General features: G+C 67.6%; 9 protein-coding genes. 4 read left to right on the top strand and 5 right to left on the bottom strand.

What is annotated here, in order from left to right; translation table 11 throughout:
- Window positions 1-159: 159 nt before the first annotated feature.
- Window positions 160-978 (bottom strand): inositol monophosphatase family protein, encoded by an 819-nt coding sequence (locus tag AC3WRI_RS23470; protein ID WP_010808970.1) that lies wholly within the window; start codon window positions 976-978, stop codon window positions 160-162.
- A gap of 191 nt (window positions 979-1169) precedes the next feature.
- On the opposite strand from AC3WRI_RS23470, the gene AC3WRI_RS23465 reads away from it, so the two are divergent.
- Entirely contained in the window at window positions 1170-2000 is an 831-nt protein-coding gene (locus AC3WRI_RS23465) for an RNA methyltransferase (protein WP_371852234.1), read from the top strand.
- 305 nt (window positions 2001-2305) lie between these two features.
- On the top strand, window positions 2306-3049 hold the full coding sequence (cysE, locus tag AC3WRI_RS23460) for a serine O-acetyltransferase (RefSeq protein ID WP_010808968.1): 744 nt from the start codon (window positions 2306-2308) through the stop codon (window positions 3047-3049).
- Window positions 3050-3079: 30 nt separating this feature from the next.
- Here the strand turns inward: cysE and AC3WRI_RS23455 are convergent, their stop codons facing one another.
- From AC3WRI_RS23455 to AC3WRI_RS23440, 4 genes are all read right to left on the bottom strand, one after another.
- Window positions 3080-3877 carry a UDP-2,3-diacylglucosamine diphosphatase gene (locus tag AC3WRI_RS23455; protein WP_041687246.1) on the bottom strand — a complete coding sequence of 266 codons (798 nt, stop codon included), beginning with the start codon at window positions 3875-3877 and terminating at the stop codon, window positions 3080-3082.
- Between the two features lie 66 nt (window positions 3878-3943).
- Entirely contained in the window at window positions 3944-4444 is a 501-nt protein-coding gene (locus AC3WRI_RS23450; RefSeq protein WP_010808966.1) for a peptidylprolyl isomerase, read from the bottom strand.
- Between the two features lie 23 nt (window positions 4445-4467).
- Window positions 4468-5049, bottom strand: a complete 582-nt coding sequence (locus AC3WRI_RS23445; protein ID WP_058696901.1) for a peptidylprolyl isomerase — start codon at window positions 5047-5049, stop codon at window positions 4468-4470.
- Window positions 5050-5123: 74 nt separating this feature from the next.
- A complete protein-coding gene (locus AC3WRI_RS23440; RefSeq protein ID WP_439668688.1) occupies window positions 5124-5834 on the bottom strand; it encodes a tetratricopeptide repeat protein in 711 nt (236 codons plus the stop codon).
- Between the two features lie 283 nt (window positions 5835-6117).
- Here AC3WRI_RS23440 and cysS point away from each other — a divergent pair, with 283 nt between their 5' ends.
- Entirely contained in the window at window positions 6118-7506 is a 1389-nt protein-coding gene (cysS, locus tag AC3WRI_RS23435; RefSeq protein WP_011614939.1) for a cysteine--tRNA ligase, read from the top strand.
- The gene (locus AC3WRI_RS23430) at window positions 7503-8330 is read left to right on the top strand and encodes a DNA-3-methyladenine glycosylase family protein (RefSeq protein WP_058696899.1); all 828 of its coding nucleotides are present in this window, start codon (window positions 7503-7505) and stop codon (window positions 8328-8330) included. The genes cysS and AC3WRI_RS23430 overlap by 4 nt, the downstream gene beginning before the upstream one ends.
- Window positions 8331-8344 lie beyond the last annotated feature (14 nt).

Below are 8344 nucleotides of genomic sequence, written 5' to 3'. Positions count from 1 at the left end.
GGGTGGGGCGACCTTGACGAGGATCATGGCCGTCTCGGGAATGAGAAAGGTCTGCAGTGCTGGGTGCGGTGGCACGCGGGGCGCACCATGCAAAAAGCCCGCCGGGGTGCGGCGGGCGTCGGGGTGTGGCTGATCTGGCCGTCAGGCCATGTGCCGGTGTCAGGCGGCGGGCTTGGCGTTGTCGAGCGAGAACGGCGACAGCAGGCGCACCATCTGGGCGAACGCCTTGGGATTGCCGGCCAGCACTTCGCCCTGTTCCATCTGGCGCGGCTCGCCGGCGTAGTTGCCGACCAGGCCGCCCGATTCGGTGATCAGCAGCATGCCTGCAGCCATGTCCCACGGCTGCAGGCCGCGCTCGAAGAAGCCGTCCAGGCGGCCGCAGGCCACATAGGCCAGGTCCAGCGCGGCGGCGCCCGGGCGGCGCAGGCCGGCGCAGTTGCGGGTCATCAGCGCGAACAATTCCATGTATTCGTCCAGGCCTTCCAGGTCGCGGAACGGGAAGCCGGTGCCGATCAGGCAGTCGGCCAGCTTGTCGCGGCGCGTAACGCGGATGCGGCGGTTGTTCAGGAAGGCGCCGGCGCCCTTGCTGGCGGTGAAGAGCTCGTCGCGGGTCGGGTCGTAGACCACGGCCTGCACGGGCGTGCCGCGGTGCAGCTGGGCGATCGAGACCGCGTATTGCGGGAAGCCGTGGATAAAGTTGGTGGTGCCGTCCAGCGGGTCGATGACCCAGGTGTACTCGTGGGAGTCTTCACCCTCGGCCCAGGACTGGCCGGATTCTTCCGCTAGAATGCCGTGTTCCGGGTAGGCCGTGCGCAGGATCTCGATCACCGCGGCTTCGGCGGCGCGGTCCACCTCGGTGACAAAATCGTTGTGTTGCTTGCGCGAGACGCGCACCAGATCGACGTCGAGCGACGCGCGGTTGATGATGGATCCCGCCTTGCGGGCCGCCTTGATGGCGATATTGAGCATCGGATGCATGAATCTCTCCAGGCCGGCCACGACGACGCGGCGGGGCGCAAAAGCGCCGCACGCCCGCTCATGGGCAGCTGACAACACAACGGATTGTAGAAGAACGTCGGGCGTCGCCGGTTCTGCTGCAAATGTGCCGCGAGAGTCTCGCGAGCAAGCAAAAACCTGGCGCCGCGCCAAAGAAGAACCCCGAATTGTATATGAACCCGGCAATTGATACGAGCCAGCCCGCTGCCGATGGCAACAGCGGTGATACCGGCGGCAACGCTTTTGGCCGCGTGCGCTTCGTGCTGGTCGAAACCAGCCACCCGGGCAACGTGGGCTCGGTGGCGCGCGCGATCAAGACCATGGGCTTTGGCAGCCTGGTGCTGGTCTCGCCACGCGAGCCGGATGTGCTGCGGCACTCCGACGCCGTCGCCATGGCCAGCGGCGCCGACGATGTGCTGGCAGGCGCGCTCATCGTCGATCAGGTCGACGCGGCGCTGGCCGGCGCCGCGCTGACCGTGGCGATGACCGCGCGCCACCGCGAATTCGGCCCGCCGCGGCTGCTGCCGCGCGCTGCAGCGGAACGTGCGCGCCAGACGCTGTCCGGCAGCGGCGGCGTTGCCTTCGTGTTCGGCAACGAGCGCTATGGCCTGCCCAATGAAGTGGTCGAGCGCTGCAACGCAGTCACCCATATTCCCGCCAACCCCGCCTATACCTCGCTCAACCTGGCGCAGGCAGTGCAGCTCATCGCCTACGAGATGCGGCTGGCGCTGCTGGAGGCGGCCCCGGACGCCGGCGCCAATATCGGCTATGCTGGTGAGCCGGCCACGGCCGAGCAGGTCGAGGCCATGTTCGGCCATCTGCAGACGGGCCTGGAGGCAATCGGTTTTCTCGATCCGTCCAACCCGCGCAGGCTGATGACCCGGCTGCGCCGGCTGCTGGCACGCAGCGGCCTGGAGCGCGAGGAAGTGAATATCCTGCGCGGCATCGCCAAGCATATGCTGATCGCCGCGCAGAACCAGCCGGGCCCGCACAAGGACCGGTGACAGGAGCAAGGACAGTGGCAGCAAACCGGAGCGATTCGATGCAGGGCGAGGCAGGCACGCGCGGCAAGCGCGCGTGCTGTCGCCCCGCGGCTGCGGGTTTGCGCAGGCCCGGGCGATGTTGATCGCAGCATCGCCGCAATGTCCCTGACGGATCAGGGGCCAAACACCGGTACCCCAAGCGGGCCCGGCAAATCACTTACACTCCCTGATCCCGTCCCCACCGGCCACTGACCTCGCCGGCGACCCTGCCCCGGGCACCAGCCCGCGTGGCGCGGCGCACGGCGCGGCAACACGACACGACCAAGATGTTCTCTCGCCTGAAGGAAGATATCGACACCATCATGCTGCGCGATCCCGCCGCGCGCAGCCGCCTGGAAGTGCTGACCTGCTACCCCGGCCTGCATGCCGTGGTGTTCCACCGCTTTGCGCATCGATGCTGGAACGCGGGCTTCCACTGGCTGGGGCGTTGGATCTCGCACTGGGCGCGGTTTTTCACCGGCATCGAAATCCATCCGGCGGTCAAGCTGGGCCGGCGCGTGTTCATCGACCACGGCATGGGCGTGGTGATCGGCGAGACCGCCGAGATCGGCGATGACTGCACCATCTACCAGGGCGTGACGCTGGGCGGCACCTCGCTGTACAAGGGCCAGAAGCGGCACCCCACGCTGGGCGCCAACGTGGTGGTGAGCGCGGGCGCCAAGGTGCTGGGCGGATTCGTGGTGGGCGACGGCGCGCGCGTGGGCTCCAACGCGGTGGTGCTCAAGCCGGTGCCGCCGGGCGCGACCGCCGTGGGCATCCCGGCCCGCATCATCCTGCCGGATGCGCCATCGGCGCAGCAGGGTGCCAAGCAGGAGTTCTCGGCCTATGGCATCACGCCCAATGCGGACGATCCGGTGTCGCTGGCGCTCAAGAGCCTGATCGACAATGCGGGGCGCCAGCACGACCGCATCGAGGCGGTGCTGGCCGCGCTCGACCGGCTTGGCGAACACCTGGAGAATACGCCGAACGATCCCTTCGATGCGAGCGAACTGCGCAGGCTGATGAAGTGAGCGGGAAAGGGGCCGGGCCGGCGCTGCCGCTTAGTCGGTCTGCGGCAACAGGCGGAAGCCGTCGCGATCCAGTTGCAGCACCGCGGCGCGCGGATGGGCGCCGTCCAGGTCCCAGTCAGTGAGTACCCAGCGCACGCCGGCGGCTTCCTCATGCCGTGCCGGGCGGTGCGTGTGTCCATGCACCAGCAGCGACGCACCGGCGGCGCCGAGCAACTCGGCCGCGGCCGCGGGCGCCACGTCACCATAAATCACCGGAACGGCCGCTCCCGCGCTCAACTGCCTGGCGCGGTTGCCTTCACTGTCTGCCCGCAGCTTGCGGGCGATCGACAGACGCGCGCTCAGCGGCAGTGCCAGGAACACGCGTTGCACCCAGCGCTTGCGGGTCCAGCGGCGGAAGCGGTTATAGCGTTCGTCGTCGATGCACAGCATGTCGCCGTGGCTCAGCACCACGCGCTGGCCGGCACAGTGGATCACGGCGGGGTCGGGCAGCAGGCTGGCACCGGCAGCGCTGGCGAAGCGCTGGCCCAGCAGGAAGTCGCGGTTGCCGTGCATCAGGTACACAGCCACGCCGCGCGCTGCCAGTGCGCGCAGGGCTGCGGTCACGCGCTGCGCGAAGGGCGAGTCGGTTTCTTCGTCGCCGATCCAGAATTCAAAGAAGTCGCCCAGGATGAACAGCGTGCGCGCGTGCTGCGCGGCGCGCTCGAGCGTGCGCTCGAAGGCCGCCAGCGTGCGGGGCATGCCGGGCGTCAGGTGCAGGTCTGAAATGAACCACGCCGGCGCCTGTGCCTCGAAGGGACCGGCCACCGGCGTGTGGGGGATTGCGGTCATGCGCGGTGTCGGAAGGGGAATGCCGGCACGTGGATGCGCACGGAACCGCAATCGTCAGGCATCGGCTTACTCGACGATGACGGCCTTCTCGATCACCACGTCTTCCAGCGGCACGTCCTGGTGGAAGCCCGAGCTGCCGGTGCGCACGCCCTTGATCTGGTCGACCACGTCGGTGCCTTCCACGACCTTGCCGAACACGGCATAGCCGAAGCCCTGCGGCGTGGGCGAGGAGAAGTTCAGGAAGTCGTTGTCGACCACGTTGATGAAGAACTGCGCGGTGGCCGAGTGCGGGGCGTTGGTGCGCGCCATGGCCACGGTGTAGCGGTCGTTCTTCAGGCCGTTGCCGGCTTCGTTCTCGATCGGGGCGTCGGTGCCCTTTTGCTTCATGCCGGGCTCGAAGCCGCCGCCCTGGATCATGAAGTTCTTGATCACGCGGTGGAAGATGGTGTTGTCGTAGTGGCCCTTGCGCACGTACGACAGGAAGTTCTCGACCGACTTCGGGGCCTTTTCGGCGTCGAGTTCAATGGTGATGACACCCTGGTTGGTGTGGAGCTGGACCTTGGACATGGGATTTCCTCTGTTCGGTAGTGTTATTTGACGACGGTGGCCGACTCGATCACGATCGGCGCGGCCGGCACATTGCGCATGGGGCCGTAGGCCGTGGTCGGCACGCTCTTGATCTTGTCGATCGTCTCCATGCCTTCCACCACCTTGCCGAACACTGCGTAGCCGTTGCCGTCCGGCTGCGGGTAGTCGAGATTCGGATTATCCACCACATTGACGAAGAACTGCGCGGTGGCCGAGTTGGGGTCGCTGGTGCGTGCCATGGCCACCGTGCCGGCCTTGTTCTTCAGGCCGCCGCGGGCTTCCAGCGGGATCGGAGCACGGGTGGGCTTTTCCTTCATGTCGCGGTCGAAGCCGCCGCCCTGCACCATGAAGCCATTGATCACGCGATGGAAGATGGTGCCACTGTAGAAGCCGCTCTTCACATATTCCAGGAAGTTCGCGACGGTCTTGGGCGCGGCCTCGGGGTAGAGCTCGACGGTGAACTTGCCGGCACTGGTGACGAACTGGACGCGCTCGGCGGCCTGCTGAGCCAGCGCGCTGAACGAGTACAGTGCCAGGGCGCCTGCGGTCAGGCCGGCCAGGACGATGCGGCGGGAACGGATCATGAAGGAACTCCGGTATGTCTGGATGATGCACATGGTCCGGGCGCGCCGCGCCCGGACCTTGGAATGAGTGGCCGTTAGTTGGCGGCAGGGGCGCTGGCAGGTGCCTGGCGCTGCGTTGGCGTCGCCTTGCGGCCGGTGCCGGCGGGCGCCGCCGGCTTGGCCGGCGCCGCGGCATCAGGGTTCAGCTGGCGCAGGCCGGCACTGGCGCGGGTATCGCCCGGATTGCGGCGCAGCGCTTCGGTGTAGGCCTGCTCGGCCAGGCGGCGGTAGACGTCGCCCAGGTTGGTATAGCCGATGGCAAAGCCCGGCTTGACTTCGGTGGCCAGCAGCAACTCGGCCTCGGCGCGCTTCAGGTCGCCGCGCTTGGCGTAGAGCAGCGCCAGGTTGTTGTGGGGCTCGGGCAGTTCCGGGAACTCCTGCGCCATTTCGGCAAAGGCCTGGATGGCGGCGTCCTCGCGGCCGGACTGGGCCAGGGCCCAGGCGCGCTGGAAGCGTGCCTGCGCATTGCGCGGGTTGGCGGCCAGCACGCGGTCGAAGCCCTTGATGGCTTCGTCGTAGCGGCGCGCGTTGGCGGCCTGCTGGGCCTCGCTCATGCCAGGATCGGTCGACTGGATGCCGCCGACCGGCGTCGTCGGCGCGGCCAGCGACAGCGGGCCGTTCTGCGCGTAGGCAGGGGCCGCCAGCGCGGCGGCCAGGGCCAGCAGGGGCAGTACGGCGCGATGGCCGCGTCGGCGCGCGGGGGCGGCGAACATGGCAGAAGACGGGGAGGGCAGCGGCAGGCTCATTGAGGACAGGTCCGTTATACTCCGCGGCATTCTAGCAAAGCGGCAAGTCCGGCACGAAGGCGATGACATCGGGGCAGCGGGCGCGGCATCTCGCGCGGCGCTGGCGGCGCCGTGCCGGAGGCAACCAGCGCAGCGCCTTCCGGTAAGATATGGGGCGCGACGGAATTGCGCCAGTGGCCGCGTTGCCGCCGGCGGCCTGCCAGGCGCCGGGCAACCGGCGCCACTGCCCGTGCTGCCTGCTGTGCGAACCCCGGCAGTCTCCTCTCACCACTCACTTCGTTTCATGCAGCTTCTGAACATCTACAACACGCTCGCGCGTGAGAAACAGCCATTCGTGCCAATCGAACCCGGCAAGGTCCGCATGTATGTGTGCGGCATGACGGTGTACGACTATTGTCACGTTGGCCACGCTCGCGTGATGGTGGTGTTCGACATGGTGCACCGCTGGCTGCGTGCCGCCGGCTACGAGGTGACGTATGTGCAGAACATCACCGACATCGACGACAAGATCATCCGCCGCGCGGCCGAGAACGGCGAGACCATCGGCGAGCTGACCACGCGCTTCATCCAGTACATGCACGAGGATGCCGCCGCGCTGGGCGTGATCCGCCCCGACCACGAGCCGCGCGCCACCGACTACGTGCCGCAGATGCTCGACATGATCGGCAAGCTGGAAGCCAAGGGCCTGGCCTACCAGGCCAGCGACGGCGACGTGAACTATTCGGTGCGCAAGTTCGCCGGCTACGGCAAGCTCTCGGGCAAGTCGCTGGAAGACCTGCGCGCCGGCGAGCGTGTCAGCGCCAACGACGCCAAGCAGGACCCGCTCGACTTCGTGCTTTGGAAGTCCGCCAAGGCCAGCGAGCCGCCCGAGAGCAAGTGGGACTCGAAGTGGGGCGCCGGCCGCCCGGGCTGGCACATTGAATGCTCCGCCATGAGCTGCACGCTGCTGGGCGAGCATTTCGACATCCATGGCGGCGGGGCAGACCTGCAGTTCCCGCACCACGAGAACGAGATTGCGCAGTCTGAAGGCGCCAGCGGCAAGCCCTTCGTCAACATGTGGATGCACAACGGCTTCGTGCGCATCAACGACGAAAAAATGTCCAAGTCGCTTGGCAATTTCTTCACCATCCGCGAGGTCCTGAAGTCGTACGACGCCGAGGTCGTGCGCTTCTTCATCCTGCGCGCGCACTACCGCAGCCCGCTGAACTACAGCGACGCGCACCTGGACGATGCGCGTCACGCCCTGACACGCCTGTACACGGCGCTCAAGGACAGCCAGCCGGGCGGCTGCGCGGTGGACTGGGACGAGCCGCACGCCAGGCGCTTTGCCGAGGCCATGGGCGACGACTTCAACACGCCGATTGCGATGTCGGTACTGTTCGATCTGGCCAGCGAGATCAACCGCACCGGCTCGACCGCGGCTGCGCGCCAGCTCAAGGGGCTGGCAGGCACGCTGGGCCTGCTCGAGCGCGATCCGCATACCTTCCTGCAAGGCGGCAGGTCCGACGACGGCATCTCGCCGGAACAGATCGAGACCCTGATCGCCGCGCGCAAGACCGCCAAGGTGGAGCGCAACTTTGCCGAAGCGGACCGCATCCGTGCGCAACTGCTGGAAGCTGGCATCGTGCTGGAAGACAAGCCGGGCGGTGCCACCGAGTGGAGGCGTGCTTGAACGCTGCCGCGCGCAAGCCCGCCATCGCCACGCCTCCCGCCACGAGGGGCCGGGTGAAGGCGGCCGGTCCGCGCCCGGGCAAGGCTGGCGCCAAGGAGGCGCCACTGCCTGACGGCAAGGACACGGCCAGGGATACGCGCAACGCCAATGCCGTGCTGCCCGAAGCGGATGCGGTGCCGCTGCCGGTCGAAACCGTCATCGACGCGGTGCGCCCCGCCTACTGGGACGAGGCCTGCGCCGACCTGATGAAGCGCGACCGCATCCTGCGCAAGATGATCCCGACCTACGGCCCGGCGCACCTGGTGTCGCGCGGGGATCCGTTCGTCACGCTGGCGCGCGCGGTGGTGGGCCAGCAGATCTCGGTCAAGGCGGCACAGTCGGTGTGGGAGCGGCTGCATGCCCTGTGCCCCAGGCTGACCCCGGCACAGTTCCTGCGCGCCGGTCCCGAGAAGCTGGCCGGTTGCGGCCTGTCGAAGCGCAAGGGGGAATACCTGGTCGACCTGGCCGACCATTTCAAGGCGGGCACGGTGCATGTCGGCGAATGGGCGCAGATGGACGACGAAGCGGTAATTGCGGAGCTGACGCAGATACGCGGCATCGGCCGCTGGACCGCCGAGATGTTCCTGATGTTCAACCTGATGCGGCCCAACGTGCTGCCCCTCGATGACATCGGCCTGATCAACGCGATCTCCGCCAATTACTTCAGCGGCGAGCCGGTCACGCGCAGCGAGGCGCGCGAGGTGGCGGCCAACTGGGAGCCCTGGCGAACCGTGGCCACGTGGTATATGTGGCGCAGTCTTGACCCGCTCCCAGTGACGTATTAGGCATTGCAGCAAGA

This window comes from Cupriavidus sp. FW305-27, from assembly GCF_058787995.1.
Note: the sequence above shows the minus strand (reverse complement) of the source record. Positions and strands in the feature narration are given on the sequence as shown.